Source organism: Mycobacterium sp. (genome assembly GCF_046091765.1).
In the GTDB taxonomy this organism is placed as follows: Bacteria; Actinomycetota; Actinomycetes; order Mycobacteriales; family Mycobacteriaceae; genus Mycobacterium.
This window is the reverse complement of the sequence record NZ_JBJTCF010000033.1, coordinates 1-11,330: the sequence shown is the minus strand read 5'-3', so window position 1 is coordinate 11,330 and position 11,330 is coordinate 1. Positions and strand designations below refer to the sequence as shown.

Below are 11,330 nucleotides of genomic sequence, written 5' to 3'. Positions count from 1 at the left end.
GCTCACGGATGTCGGTCCGGCTGCCGAAAACTCAAGGCGAACGACACCTCGTCGGGCCCCGGCACCGTCCGGCCACCCAGGTCACTGAGCGTCCAGGCGACCCGCATCGACCTGTCCAGACCGCGGTTGCTGATCAGGCCTCGGTCCAGTGCGGTCTTCAGCGGCGCCATGGCCGCCGAACTGAGCCGGAAGTGCCGGCGCAGCACGGCGCCGCTCACTTCCGCGTTGGTGGTGAAGCCATGCGGCCGCCAGCGTTCGGCTGCGGCTGCCCGGGCCTGCGACACCCGCCGGCGCACGACATCACTGCTCTCCGCGGCATCGGGGGCGAACGCTCCGGCCCGCACGGTGTGCAACTGCACCCGCAGGTCCACCCGGTCGAGCAGCGGTCCGGACAGCTTGCCGAGATAGCGGCGTTTCTGCAGCGACGAGCAGGTGCAGTCGCTCTCCCGGGCCGGGGCGCAGGGACAGGGATTGGCCGCCGCGACCAGTTGGAAGCGCGCCGGATACTGGGCTACCCCGTCACGCCGGGCGATGCGGATCTCGCCGTCCTCCAGGGGCGTTCGCATCGCCTCCAGCACGCTGATCCGAAGTTCGGCGCACTCGTCGAGAAACAGAACGCCCCGGTGCGCCATGCTGACCGCTCCCGGCCGGGCCAGGCCCGTACCGCCGCCGACCAAGGCCGCCACGCTTGAGGAGTGATGCGGGGCGATGAACGGCGGCCTGGTGATCAGCGGCGTACGTTCGGCGAGCGCGCCGGCGACTGAATGAATAGCCGTCACCTCCAGCGCTTCGCTCTCGCCCAAATCCGGCAGCAGGCCTGGAAGTCGCTGGGCCAGCATGGTTTTGCCGACACCGGGCGGACCGGTCAGCATCAAGTGGTGGGCGCCTGCGGCGGCGACTTCGACGGCGAAGCGCGCCTGAACCTGTCCGATGACATCCGCCAGATCAACCCCGTGCTCGCGCACCGGGGCCGGATGGTCGATCCGCGGCTGCAGCCCCGAACCCGAGTCCAGCCAGTGCTGCAGCTGCCGCAAACCCCGCACCCCCAGCACGTCGATGCCGTCGACCAGACTGGCCTCGGCGAGATTGTCGGCGGGCACCACCGCCGCAGCCCATCCCTGGCGCTTGGCCGCCAGCACCGCCGGCAGCACGCCCCGTACCGGCCGGACCCTTCCGTCGAGGGCGAGTTCACCGAGCAGCACGGTCTTCTCCAGTCGGTGCCAGGGTTGCTTGCGGTTCGCCGAGAGCACCGCGGCCGCCAGTGCGATGTCGTACATCGATCCCGCCTTGGGCAACGACGCCGGGGACAAGGCCACGGTCAGCCGAGACATCGGCCAGGTGTTGCCGCAGTTGGTGACGGCGGCGCGGACCCGGTCGCGGGACTCTTGGACGGCCGCGTCGGGCAGCCCAACCAGGTGGAATCCGGGCAGACCCCCGGAGATGTCGGCCTCGATCTCAACGATGTCGCCGTCGAGTCCGCGGACCGCGACCGAGAACGCCCGCCCGAGCGCCATCAGCCGACTCCCCGCAGGTGCGTCACCTCGGGTGTGCGCTGCCGGCCGATCCGCACCCCGACCACATCGATGCGCACGTTATGCCAGCGCCGGTCCTGAGCGGCCAGCCACAGCCCGGCCAGCCGCCGCAGCCGGCGCACCTTGCGCGGCGTCACCGCCTCGGCCAATCCGCCGAACCCGTCGCCGGTGCGGGTCTTGACCTCCACGAAGACCACCGTGTCGCCGTTCTCGGCGGCGATGACGTCCAGCTCTCCGTAGCGGCAGCGCCAGTTGCGCGCCAGGATGCTCAGGCCGAGTGCGAGCAGATGATCGACGGCAACCTGCTCACCGAGTGCGCCCAGTTCGTTGCGGCTGATCGTGGTCACGGGGCGAGCCTGCGCTGCGCACCCGACACCGGCTGTTACGCCGATGCAGCCACGCCGGGGTTATCCACACAGGCCCGTTGATGCACAGCCGGCCTACTCGGGCAGCCGAAGCTCCGGCTTCTCCACCTCTTCGATGTTGACGTCCTTGAAGGTGATCACCCTGACCTGCTTGACGAACCGCGCGGGCCGGTACATGTCCCACACCCAGGCGTCACCCAGACGCAGTTCGAAGTAGACCTCGCCCTCGGTGTTGCGCGGCACCATCTCCACGCTGTTGGCGAGGTAGAAGCGGCGCTCAGTCTCCACGACGTAGCTGAACTGCCCGACGATGTCCTTGTACTCGCGGTACAGCGAGAGCTCCATCTCGGTTTCGTACTTCTCGAGATCCTCGGCACTCATTGACTCAGCTGTCCTTCTGTCGAACCGGCCTCATCGGCTGGGCCCCGATTTGAGCCCCGATCTATGCCCCGATAAACGTATTCAACTATCCCGGGCCGATCCCCCGCGACTCGGCGGACGTTGATGAAGGATCTCCGATGTTCACCGCAGGGACCCAGTTCGGCCAGGGCCGCCCCGTGCGCCGGGGTGCTGTAGCCCTTGTGCTCGGCGAAGCCGTAGCCCGGGTGTTCCCGGTCCATCGCCGCCATGAGCCGGTCACGGCTGACTTTGGCCAGCACGCTGGCTGCCGCGATGCAGGCCGCCGCGCCGTCACCGCCGGGCACCGGCAGCGACGGGACGGAAAGACCAGGCACCCGGAACCCGTCGCAGAGCACGTATCCGGGCCGCAGCGACAACCCCGCCACCGCGCGACGCATCCCTTCGATGTTGGCCGCATGGACACCCCGGCGGTCGACCTCGGCGGCACTGATGAAGACGACATGGTGGGCGAGCGCATAACGCCGGATGAGCCGGAACAACTCCGCGCGCCGGGCCGGGGTCAGCTTCTTGGAGTCATCCAGCGTTGCCAGGCTGTCGAACCGGTTCGGGCCGAGCACGCATGCCGCCACGACCAGCGGACCGGCACACGCGCCGCGTCCCACCTCGTCGACGCCGGCAACCGGGCCCAGACCATTGCGGTAGAGCGCCGACTCCAGGGTCCGCAGTCCCGCCGCTCGCCGGATGACCGTGCGCGGTGGCCACATCGTCGGCGGCACAGTCAGCCCTGCTGGGGGTCGACCGAGACTATGCCGCCCCATCGGGAGGGCGGCCACGCAATGAACCGGGCCTTACCGATGACGTTGTCCACCGGGACGGTGCCCGTGACGGGGTCACCGGTGCACAGCACGCCCTTCTGTGCCTCAGCCGGGGTGCTGGTGCAGTGCGCGCGGGAGTCCGACGAGTGGGTCCGGTTGTCCCCCATCACCCACAGCCGGTCCTCTGGGACCTGCACCGGACCGAACTCATTGCCCAGGCAGGGATATACGGCCGGGTCGGCCATCATCGTCGTCGCGTCGAGGTAGGGTTCGGTGAGCGGTTTGCCGTCGACGGTGAGGCCCGTGTCGGCGCGGCACTGCACGGTCTGACCGCCGACCGCGATGATGCGCTTGACGAGATTGTTCTCGTCGGGCGGCACGAATCCGACGAAGGAAAGCGTGTTCTGCACCCAGCGCAAGGCGACGTTGTCGGAACGGATGGATTTGTAGCCGACGTTCCAGTTCGGCGGACCCTTGAAGACGATCACGTCCCCGGGTTGCGGCGTTCCGAACCGGTAGGTCAGCTTGTCGACCATGATCCGGTCACCGACACAGCCCTTGCAGCCGTGCAGCGTCGGCTCCATCGACTCCGACGGGATCAGATAGGGCCGGGCGACGAAGGTGAGAGTGACGTAGTAGATGATCAGAGCGATCGAGACGAGGATCGCTCCCTCGCGCAGCGCTGAACGCTTCTTTCCCTTGCCCTTGCCGTCCTCGTCCGGGGCACCGTCTTCGACGGCGCGATCCGAGCGGCCGGAGTCCTCGGTGGCGGTCACGGGCTTAGCGTAGCCCCGGCGCGGGCGCCGAGCTCAGCGCTTCTCCCCGACCCATGTCGAAGCTCAGCGCTTCTCCTTGATCTTGGCTTTCTTGCCTCGCAGCTCGCGCAGGTAGTAGAGCTTGGCCCGGCGGACATCGCCCCGGGTGACGACCTCGATGCGGTCGACGTTGGGCGAATGCACCGGGAAGGTCCGCTCAACCCCGACGCCGTAGCTCTCCTTGCGCACCGTGAACGTCTCGCGGATTCCGCCACCGGAGCGGCGCAGCACAACGCCCTTGAAGACCTGGATGCGCTGCTTGTTGCCCTCGATCACCTTCACGTGGACGCTGACGGTGTCGCCGGGGCCGAAGGCGGGGATGTCGTCGCGCAGCGATTCCTGGTCGATGAAGTCCAGGGTGTTCATGGGGTGGCGCTCCCTTGCTGTCGAGGTGCTGGCAGATTCCGGGCCGGGCCCGAAGTCGCTGGTGGGGCTGTCGCAGCAGGCGTGATGCCCGCCGGCGGGACCGTATGCCCCGGTCGTGCGCCTATTGTGCCAGATCAGGCCTCTTCGGAGGAAATCGCACGACGCGCGACCCGACCCGCCGATAGCGCGAACCCGGCCCGAAAACGGCTACCCTAAGCGTGCCGATCCGGCCTATCAGGGAGCGAAAAATGCGACGTCAGCCGTCGGTGCTGCTCACCGGCACCGCTGTGGTGGCGGCAGGCTTGCTCCTGGGCGCCTCCTCGGCCGCTTCCCACACCCCCCGGGTGGCTCTGCTGGCGTCCGGACCCCAGGCCGCGGTGGACGCCCCGGCTGCCCCGCCGGGACCCCTGGTGAATCTGGACATCCTCGCCGCGGACGCGATCGCCGACGCGCAACAGCACGACGCGGACGTCAGCTTCGAATTCCTCGACCGCCAAACCGGGCGGGTGATCAGCGGCGGCGACGGCGCCGCCTTCCCGCTCGCCTCGGTGGCCAAACTCTTCATCGCCGACGACTTGCTGATGCAGACCGTCCAGCAACGCACCAGGCTGAGTCCCGATGACCGCCGCGGGCTGGACGCGATGTTGAGGTCGTCGGACGACTTCGCCGCAAACACCTTCTGGGCACGCGGCGGCGGCAACGCCATCGTCTCGCGCGTCGTTGCCCGCTACGGCCTCACCAGCACGACGCCTCCCTACGACGGCAACTGGTGGACGACGATGAGCACTGTCGGCGATCTGGTGCGCTACTACGACAAGCTGCTCGACGGCAGCGGCGGTCTTCCGCGCCAGCAGGCGGAGACGATTCTCTCCGACCTTTCCGCCTCCACCCCGCTCGGCATCGACGGGTATCCGCAGCGATTCGGAATCCCCGACGGACTCTTCGCCGAGCCGGTCGCCGTCAAACAGGGTTGGATGTGCTGCTGGAACGGCCCCAACTGGCTGCACATGTCAACCGGTGTCGTCGGACCGGGCAACCGCTACGTGATCGCGATCGGTTCGATGCAGCCCGTCGATGAAGCGACCGCACGCAACACGATCACGCAGACCATCAAGAACATGTTCCCCGGCGGACGGATCTGACCCGCCGCGATGGCGACACTGATTACCGGCGCTTCGGCCGGACTCGGCGCGGAGTTCGCCCGGCAGTTCGCCGCGCAGCGCCACGATCTCGTTCTGGTCGCGCGCCGCGAACAGGCCATGACTGCGCTGGCCGACGAGCTGCGATCACGCCACGGTGTCGAGGTCACCGTCATCGCGCAGGATCTGTCGGCACCGGGAGCTGCTGCTGAACTGCATTCGCGCACAACGAACCTCGGAATCGACATCGACGTCCTGGTGAACAATGCCGGTTTCGGCACTCACGGGGAGTTCGCCGCCGCCGATCCGGTGCGACTGGAGAACGAGATCGAGTTGAACTGCACCACCCTGGTCGGATTGACGGTGCGCTACCTACCCGCGATGCGCAACCGGCGGCGGGGAACCATCATCAACATCGCGTCCACCGCGGCTTTCCAGCCGGTACCTCAGATGGCGGTTTACGGTGCCACCAAGGCCTTCGTGCTGTCCTTCACCGAAGCGCTGTGGGCCGAAGAGAAACCCCACGGGATCCGGGTCCTCGCGGTGTGTCCGGGTGCGACGGCGACCGAGTTCTTCGACGTCGCCGGCGAGTCGGCTGCTGTCGGCGTCAAACGATCCGCCAAGCAGGTGGTGGAGCACACGATGCGCGAATTGGGCGGCGGTAAGCCGAGCTTCGTCGACGGCACCGCCAATGCGTTCACCGCACGGGTACTCACCAGAACCGTTCCCCGGCGGGTGCTCATCGCAGTCACCGGCCGACTGATGGACAAGGGCCGCTGAGCGGTCAGTCCTCGGCCAGCAGATCCGGCCGTCGTTCTCGGGTCCGCTGGAGCGACTGCTCCCGTCGCCATGCTGCGATCCGGGCGTGGTCCCCGGACAGCAGGATCTCCGGTACGACCAGTCCCCGCCATTCCGGCGGCCTGGTGTAGCTGGGCCCCTCAAGCAGACCCATGTTGTCCGGCGAGTGCGAATCGTCCTGGTGCGAAGACGGATTCCCCATCACGTTCGGTAGCAGCCGGACGACCGCCTCGATCATCACCAGGGTGGCGGCTTCGCCACCGGCGAGCACATAGTCCCCGATCGACACCTCTTCGGTCCGCATCCGGGTAGCGGCGTCGACGACAACACGCTGGTCGATTCCCTCGTAGCGGCCGCACGCGAACACCAGGTGGCTCTCACTCGCCCAGCGCTGTGCGGTCTGCTGGGTGAACAACGCCCCCGCGGGCGTCGGCACCACCAGCAGGGTGTCCGGAGTGCACACCTCGTCGAGGGCATCTCCCCAGACGGGCGCCTTCATCACCATGCCGGGCCCGCCCCCGTAGGGTGCGTCGTCCACGGAGTGGTGCACGTCGTGAGTCCAGCGTCGTAGGTCGTGGACGGCGAACTCGACGATGCCGTTCTCGATCGCCTTGCCCGGTAATGCCTGCCGAGCCGGATCGAGATACCCGGGGAAAATCGTGATGACATCAATGCGCACGTCAGGACTCCAACTCCAGCAGGCCCTCCGGCGGATCGATCTCCACCAGCCGGTCTGCCAGCGACACCGAGGTGACGATCGCCGTGACGAACGGGATGAGCACCTCGGCCCCGGACTCGGTGCGCACCGCGAGTAGCTCCCCGGCCGGTGTGTGCAACACCTCGGCGATATCGCCGACCTCCGCGCCTGCGACGGTACGCACGCGCAGACCCTCCAGCTGGTGGTCGTAGAACTCGTCGGGGTCGGAGATCGGCGGCAGATCGGCGGAGTCGACGACGAACAGTCTCCCGCGCAGCTCATCGGCGCCGTTCCGATCGCTGACACCGCCCAACCGCACCAGCAGTCGCCCGCCGTGCGGCCGGACCGACTCGATGACCATCTCGCGCTGAGTCCCACCACGGGGATCCTTCAGCAGCAGCGTCTTTCCGTTGACGAAACGCGACTCGGGGTCATCGGTGCGGACTTCGACGACCACTTCGCCGGCAATACCGTGCGCCTTGGCGATCCGCCCGACCACCAGTTCCATAGGTGCCCGACGTTACTGGTCGGTGTCCACCACGTCGACGCGGATGCCGCGACCACCGATGCCGGCCACCAGGGTTCGCAGTGCGGTCGCGGTGCGACCGCCGCGTCCGATGACCTTGCCCAGATCCTCGGGATGCACGTGGACCTCAACGGTCCGGCCGCGACGGTTGGTGACCATGGTCACCCGGACATCCTCGGGATTGTCGACGATCCCCCGGACCAGATGCTCGACGGCCTCCACGACATCGCTCATCGGGCGCTCACTCCGCGGCCGGCTCGGCCTCAGCGGCCGGCTCGGCTTCAGGCGCGGGCTCGGCCTCGGCGGCGGGCTCCTCAGAGGCCTCGGCAGCCGGCGCCGGGGTGTCTGCCGGGGTGTCTGCCGCAGTGTCCTCCGCAGTGTCCTCCGCGGTTTCGGCCGCCTTCGGTGCCTTCTTCGCCGGAGCCTTCTTCTTTTTGAGCTGAGTCGCCTCGCCGCTGGGCGCGCCGTCGGCGGCAGCCAGGGCGGCGTTGAACAGATCCAGCTTGCTGGGCTTGGGCTCCTTGACTTTCAACGTGCCTTCGGCACCGGGGAGGCCCTTGAACTTCTGCCAGTCACCGGTGATCTTGAGCAGCTTGAGCACCGGTTCGGTCGGCTGGGCGCCGACCGAGAGCCAGTACTGCGCGCGCTGGGAGTCGATTTCGATCAGGCTCGGCTCTTCCTTGGGGTGGTAGCGGCCGATGATCTCGATGGAACGGCCGTCGCGGCGGGTGCGGGCATCGGCGACGGCGATGCGGTACTGGGGATTGCGGATCTTGCCGAGCCTTGTCAGCTTGATCTTGACAGACATGAAAGAACTCTCCTGTGTCGCACGCTGCAATTCAGCAATCGACGGCGGGATGCCGTAATCCGGTTTTGCCTCGCGTGGCCAGGGGCCGATTCTGCCAGATCGGGCGCTGCGAGCGGTAATCGGGCGGTCCGCTCCCAGGGCCTCACACCAGCTTATCCAGGCACTTCGTCTCCACCCGCCGCACCATCCGCCAGCCATCGGGGGTGCGGACGAACTCGTCGTCGTACCACAGGGCGCAGAACAGAATCTGACCGCCGGCGAACTGCATCGGGTTGAAACAGGCCGTGCGGCTGGTTGCGGTGTCTCCGTTGACCCTGATGTCGAAGTTGCCCAGCAGGTGGTAGTAGGCGGGAAAGTTGGGCAGGACCTTCGCCAGCCAGGCCTTCACCTCGGGGAAGACCCCGTCGATCCCGCCCATCGCGCGGTAGTCGATGTAGGCATCCGGCGTGAAGATCCGGTCCAGGTCATCGAATCGGCGCTGGTCGATCGCAGTGGCGTAATCCACCAGCAGTTGCTGGATCTCCAGCCGATCCGACATCTCCGCCAGGCTGAGCATGCGTCTGATTCAACACTGCCGAACCACCGGCGCAGCAGCGATTAAGCTGCTGGCCCATGGTCAGGCTCCTCACCGCCGTCGCGGCCTCTCTGTCCCTCCTCGTCGGCGCTGCCGCCGCGACCCCGAGCGCGTCGGCCGACCCCAGCATCCAGCCGGCCGGGTCGATGCCCATCCCCGAGGGCCCGTCGCCGTCGTGGATCGTGGCCGACCCCGACAGCGGCCAGGTGCTGGCTGGCCGCGACATGTACGTCCCGCACCCGCCGGCCAGCACGATCAAGACGCTGCTGGCGCTGGTCGTGCTCGACGAGCTGGGCCCCGACTCCACGATGGTCGCCGACCCCGCTGACACCCGCGTCGAATGCAACTGCGCCGGCGTCAAGCCGGGCCACACCTACACCGTGCGGCAGCTGCTTGACGGTCTGCTGCTGGTGTCAGGCAACGATGCCGCCACCGCCCTGGCCGACATGCTCGGCGGGTTCGACGCCACGGTGGCGAAGATGAACGCCAAGGCTGTCGCGGTCGGGGCGACCAACACCCACGCCACCAGCCCCTCCGGACTCGACGGTCCCGATGGCCCGGGCTGGACCACCCCGCACGACCTCGCGGTGATCTTCCGCGCGGCGATGGCCAATCCGGTCTTCGCCCAGATCACCTCCCAGCCGACTGCGCTGTTTCCCACCGCATCTGGCGATCAGCCGCTCATCAACCAGAATGAGCTGCTGGTGCGCTACCCGGGTGCGATGGGTGGCAAGACCGGATTCACCAACGCCGCCCGTAAGACCTTCGTCGGACTGGCAGAACGCGACGGCCGCCGACTGATCATCGCGATGATGTACGGCCTGGTCCGTGAAGGCGGTCTGACCTACTGGGATCAGGCGGCGATGCTCTTCGACTGGGGCTTCGCCCAAAACAGATACGAGGCCGTGGCGACACTGTGAGCTCTCAGAACGGCGGGGGCTGAGCACGTTCGGCGAGATGCGCAGCGTTGAGAGCCCGCTCGCGCCGGATCCTGCGGGCCCTCTCGGCGATCCGGGTACGTTTTCGCAAGGGCATACCCAGATCTCTCGCTTCGGGAGGCTGGGCCGGTCGCGATAACTGCCCGAGATCTCCGGTCGCGCTGTCCCAGGCCGGAAAGAACAGTCGACTACCGGGCAACGTGGTGTAGACCCGGCCGGTCGGCGATGTCCAGCGCACGGTGCCGTCGGGGAACTGCTCATCCCGCCAGCCCGGCTCCCCCACCCAGAACGTTTTCAGCAAGTGGTGTTTACGAACTTGCGAAAACATTCCCGGGGTGCGGTAGTGAAGCAAAACGCCCCCACAGCGGAAAAGCGGTCGCGGACCTCAGCTGGCGCCCTGCTGTCCGCAGCGAGCCACCGGAACGTCACCCATGTGTTCGGTCGTGATGACGTTTTTGGCGAATAACAGGGGCTCCGGCGAAACGCCGCCGGGCGTGGCCTCATAGGGATGGCTGAAAAAAGCGATCACGACCAGAGCCGTGGAGGCGATGAACAACGGCCCGACGATCACCAGTGCATGTCCCCAGCCCGGTTTGGAACGGTCGGCGACGACGAAGAGCGAACCGATGGTGATGATCGAACCGAGAATGAGCAGCACCCACAACAATGGCGGCACGAATGACTTCGCGAGCAGTAGACGCTCGATTCGGGCATCTGAGCGATCCGTGTTGGCGTTCTCCCATAGCGAGACGCCCGGCCCGGCGAGCGTCGGATTCTGCGCCAAAATCGCGTCCATCTTCGAGACGATGTCTAGCACCGAGGGGACCGCCGTCGAACTGCCCCTGCGCATCGACGGCCATTCGTCCTGGGCGACGGCATCGATGTAACAGACAAGCTGATCCCGAAGCGCATCACGCGTCGGCGCGGGCATGAAAGTGGCGGCGCGAGACATGGCCAGCAGTTGACCTGCCTCCTGATGGGTAGCACGCTGGGCGTCGCTGAAGTTGTCGAAGGTCAGCGACATGGTGAAGGCGATCAGAAGCGACATGGCCCCCGCAGTCACCGCATAGACGTTGGTGGGTGTGCGGTCTTCGCGGCCACCTTCCGGGCTGCGGCGGGCGAAAAGAATGAAGAGACCCGATCCGAGAACGATCGTGCCGACAACGATCGCGATCGCGAGCGGCACGGGCATGGCTGACGACTCCGAGGTGTTGGCGCCGATGCCGGCGGGTGTTAGCGGGGGAAGCCAGACTAAAAATTGTGCAACCGGTCAGGGAAATGTTAGCCGCACCAGGGCGCAGTCGTCGTCGAATTCGCCTGTCGCGCTGAGCGCCCGGAGCCGGTCGACGAGATGGTCGAGGATAGTGAATTGCGGTGCGGGGGCTGCGCCCACCAACATCAACCGTTAGACCGGCCAGCGCCCACCTCCCCCCGAGATCGCGCTGGCCGGTCTTCCTACTCCAACACCCCGGCGGGCAGCGCGAAACCCAGCAGCCGGCACAGGAACAAATACCTGTCCGGCGCCCAGCTGGTCCCGCACGCTAAGCACGAACACCCCTTCTCCGCGACCAGCTGCAGGGCGGGCACGCGCACCGAC

Annotated in this window: 16 protein-coding genes; 3 read left to right on the top strand and 13 right to left on the bottom strand. The window is 67.3% G+C overall.

Annotation, left to right across the window (positions count from 1 at the left end; translation table 11 throughout):
* Positions 1-2: 2 nt before the first annotated feature.
* The 6 genes from ACKOB8_RS02940 to rplS all read right to left on the bottom strand — a co-directional run bounded on the left by ACKOB8_RS02940 (position 3) and on the right by rplS (position 4,253).
* Positions 3-1,514 carry a YifB family Mg chelatase-like AAA ATPase gene (locus tag ACKOB8_RS02940; protein WP_526375464.1) on the bottom strand — a complete coding sequence of 504 codons (1,512 nt, stop codon included), beginning with the start codon at positions 1,512-1,514 and terminating at the stop codon, positions 3-5.
* Positions 1,514-1,879 (bottom strand): YraN family protein, encoded by a 366-nt coding sequence (locus ACKOB8_RS02935; protein ID WP_526375462.1) that lies wholly within the window; start codon positions 1,877-1,879, stop codon positions 1,514-1,516. The genes ACKOB8_RS02940 and ACKOB8_RS02935 overlap by 1 nt, the downstream gene beginning before the upstream one ends.
* Before the next feature lie 93 nt (positions 1,880-1,972).
* Positions 1,973-2,278, bottom strand: a complete 306-nt coding sequence (locus ACKOB8_RS02930) for a DUF2469 family protein (RefSeq protein ID WP_526375460.1) — start codon at positions 2,276-2,278, stop codon at positions 1,973-1,975.
* Entirely contained in the window at positions 2,275-3,021 is a 747-nt protein-coding gene (locus ACKOB8_RS02925) for a ribonuclease HII (protein ID WP_526375458.1), read from the bottom strand. The genes ACKOB8_RS02930 and ACKOB8_RS02925 overlap by 4 nt, the downstream gene beginning before the upstream one ends.
* A 14-nt stretch (positions 3,022-3,035) precedes the next feature.
* A complete protein-coding gene (gene lepB, locus ACKOB8_RS02920) occupies positions 3,036-3,848 on the bottom strand; it encodes a signal peptidase I (RefSeq protein WP_526375456.1) in 813 nt (270 codons plus the stop codon).
* 63 nt (positions 3,849-3,911) lie between these two features.
* The gene (gene rplS, locus ACKOB8_RS02915) at positions 3,912-4,253 is read right to left on the bottom strand and encodes a 50S ribosomal protein L19 (RefSeq protein ID WP_526375454.1); all 342 of its coding nucleotides are present in this window, start codon (positions 4,251-4,253) and stop codon (positions 3,912-3,914) included.
* A 248-nt stretch (positions 4,254-4,501) separates the two neighbouring features.
* Between rplS and ACKOB8_RS02910 the strand changes: the two genes are divergently transcribed.
* Together ACKOB8_RS02910 and ACKOB8_RS02905 are read left to right on the top strand one after the other, a co-directional pair.
* Positions 4,502-5,395: a serine hydrolase gene (locus ACKOB8_RS02910; RefSeq protein WP_526375452.1), complete on the top strand. Its 894-nt coding sequence runs from the start codon at positions 4,502-4,504 to the stop codon at positions 5,393-5,395.
* A gap of 9 nt (positions 5,396-5,404) precedes the next feature.
* Complete coding sequence (locus tag ACKOB8_RS02905) at positions 5,405-6,172, top strand: SDR family NAD(P)-dependent oxidoreductase (RefSeq protein WP_526375450.1); 768 nt, start codon at positions 5,405-5,407, stop codon at positions 6,170-6,172.
* Positions 6,173-6,176: 4 nt separating this feature from the next.
* Here ACKOB8_RS02905 and trmD read toward each other — a convergent pair whose 3' ends face one another.
* From trmD to ACKOB8_RS02880, 5 genes are all read right to left on the bottom strand, one after another.
* Complete coding sequence (trmD, locus tag ACKOB8_RS02900; RefSeq protein ID WP_526375448.1) at positions 6,177-6,869, bottom strand: tRNA (guanosine(37)-N1)-methyltransferase TrmD; 693 nt, start codon at positions 6,867-6,869, stop codon at positions 6,177-6,179.
* Between the two features lies 1 nt (position 6,870).
* Complete coding sequence (rimM, locus tag ACKOB8_RS02895) at positions 6,871-7,395, bottom strand: ribosome maturation factor RimM (protein ID WP_526375446.1); 525 nt, start codon at positions 7,393-7,395, stop codon at positions 6,871-6,873.
* A gap of 12 nt (positions 7,396-7,407) precedes the next feature.
* Positions 7,408-7,647, bottom strand: a complete 240-nt coding sequence (locus ACKOB8_RS02890; RefSeq protein WP_526375444.1) for an RNA-binding protein — start codon at positions 7,645-7,647, stop codon at positions 7,408-7,410.
* A 7-nt stretch (positions 7,648-7,654) separates the two neighbouring features.
* The gene (gene rpsP, locus ACKOB8_RS02885) at positions 7,655-8,221 is read right to left on the bottom strand and encodes a 30S ribosomal protein S16 (RefSeq protein ID WP_526375442.1); all 567 of its coding nucleotides are present in this window, start codon (positions 8,219-8,221) and stop codon (positions 7,655-7,657) included.
* Between the two features lie 142 nt (positions 8,222-8,363).
* Entirely contained in the window at positions 8,364-8,777 is a 414-nt protein-coding gene (locus ACKOB8_RS02880) for a nuclear transport factor 2 family protein (RefSeq protein WP_526375440.1), read from the bottom strand.
* A gap of 56 nt (positions 8,778-8,833) precedes the next feature.
* Here ACKOB8_RS02880 and ACKOB8_RS02875 point away from each other — a divergent pair, with 56 nt between their 5' ends.
* Complete coding sequence (locus tag ACKOB8_RS02875) at positions 8,834-9,715, top strand: D-alanyl-D-alanine carboxypeptidase family protein (RefSeq protein WP_526375438.1); 882 nt, start codon at positions 8,834-8,836, stop codon at positions 9,713-9,715.
* Positions 9,716-10,118: 403 nt separating this feature from the next.
* Here the strand turns inward: ACKOB8_RS02875 and ACKOB8_RS02870 are convergent, their stop codons facing one another.
* Both ACKOB8_RS02870 and ACKOB8_RS02865 read right to left on the bottom strand, forming a co-directional pair.
* Positions 10,119-10,925: a bestrophin-like domain gene (locus ACKOB8_RS02870; protein WP_526375436.1), complete on the bottom strand. Its 807-nt coding sequence runs from the start codon at positions 10,923-10,925 to the stop codon at positions 10,119-10,121.
* A gap of 263 nt (positions 10,926-11,188) precedes the next feature.
* Positions 11,189-11,320 carry a DUF7340 domain-containing protein gene (locus ACKOB8_RS02865; RefSeq protein WP_526375507.1) on the bottom strand — a complete coding sequence of 44 codons (132 nt, stop codon included), beginning with the start codon at positions 11,318-11,320 and terminating at the stop codon, positions 11,189-11,191.
* Positions 11,321-11,330 lie beyond the last annotated feature (10 nt).